The sequence below is a fragment of the Rhodomicrobium lacus genome, from assembly GCF_003992725.1.
GTDB classification, from domain to species: domain Bacteria; phylum Pseudomonadota; class Alphaproteobacteria; order Rhizobiales; family Rhodomicrobiaceae; genus Rhodomicrobium; species Rhodomicrobium lacus.
The window spans coordinates 1-1,474 of sequence record NZ_RZNF01000015.1 but is presented as its reverse complement, the minus strand read 5'-3'; the positions used below and the strand labels follow the sequence as shown (position 1 = coordinate 1,474).

Genomic DNA, 1,474 nt, shown 5'->3' with positions numbered 1-1,474 from the left:
AGCCCACAACCTTCACATGGGCAACAACCGAAACCCTCCCCCAGGGAACAAACCCCTTCATCAGTCAAACCGGTGAGCTGCCGCAGGAGAAGTACCAGAGTAATTGCGGCGTATCAGTCCCTACAGCCAGCGCAGATTTCAATAATGATGGGCGCACCGATTTCTTGATGGTGACCTCCGATTGCGAAAGGCGAAAAATAAGCGGGCGTACCGACTATCTCTGGTTTGGCCAGGCTGACGGTAACTTCAGTAAGATCGACATCGGTAACGCCGTCCCTGCGGGTTATAGGGTTATGGCGCAGGGAAGTTTCGGCGGCAAAGGTGGAAGCGATCTCTATCTCGCGTCTACGGACAGCTATGGCCGAAAGAATGCCGGTGCAACCGACTATGTCTGGCTTTCCAACGGCGACGGGACGTTTCAGAAGCTGACAGTCTCTTCGGCGAGTGCGATTCCGGGCGGCTGGATCGTCGCGGCCGCCGGCAACCTCCGAGGCAATGGCCTCACCGATCTATTCCTGTTCCAGGCCGACGATAAGGGGCGCAAAGAGGGATCTCCTACGGATCGCGTTTTGCTAGCCGACGGCGACGGTAGTTTCGGTAGCGTCGATCTTGGAACGGGGGCGTCACTTCCAGCAAAGCCATCATTCGAATTTTCTTCAGACGGTTCTGTCTATGTAGAAGAAAAACATATTGGATACAAAACTATTGCAGTTGGAGATTTTAATGGGGATAATCTCGCCGATTTTTATTTTTCCAGTGCTGCAGATGATGGCGTAATTAGTCCGCTATTCTGGATAAAACTCACATTTGGTTTAAACGGGGGCACTACGTTATTTAGTTCGGCAGAACTTCTTGATAAGCTTTATCTGTCGCGCGGCGACGGGACGTTCGACATTGTCGACAATCCGCGCATCGTCGGTTCAGATGGGGTGCGTTCGCCGACGTCTGCGCGGGAGGGCTACAAGCTCGCAGCTGCCTCCGACCTGAATGGCGACGGTCTGACTGATCTTTACCTCAAGGATGTCAGCGCAAGCTCGGGCAAAGACCGAATTCTTCTCTCAAAAGGCGACGGAACTTTCGAGGAGGTCATTCGGTCTGGACAGAAAATTCTTTCAAGTGGTGGTGACTACGCGAATTACGACGTGTTTGCCGCGGGAGATCTGACAGGCAGCGGCAAGCCATCCTTTCATCTTCATCGGCCTTATGCCAAGAACAATTATAGTCAGGACCACGCCTTGTGGGAATTCCCGGCTGATCTAACCTCGGTTCCCCAAGCTACGACGCTCAATGGCTATGTGGTCAATGGCGATGAGTCTCAATATCCGATCTCCGTTGGAGATTTTCGAGGGAGCGGCGGTCTTAGCGAGTATATAAGGGTAGACCGCGCCGGAACCGCTTACTCGGGGTATCTTCTAACGTCTCCTCCCCGGCTGAACTATCTTGTGAAGTCGATTGAGAATGGTTTGGGGAACCG

The 1,474-nt window shown here is 53.1% G+C and carries 1 protein-coding gene; it reads left to right on the top strand.

From position 1 onward, the window contains the following. Window positions 1-1,474, top strand: a 1,474-nt coding sequence (locus tag EK416_RS17330; RefSeq protein ID WP_164730112.1) for an FG-GAP-like repeat-containing protein, incomplete at both ends; no start/stop codon positions are given.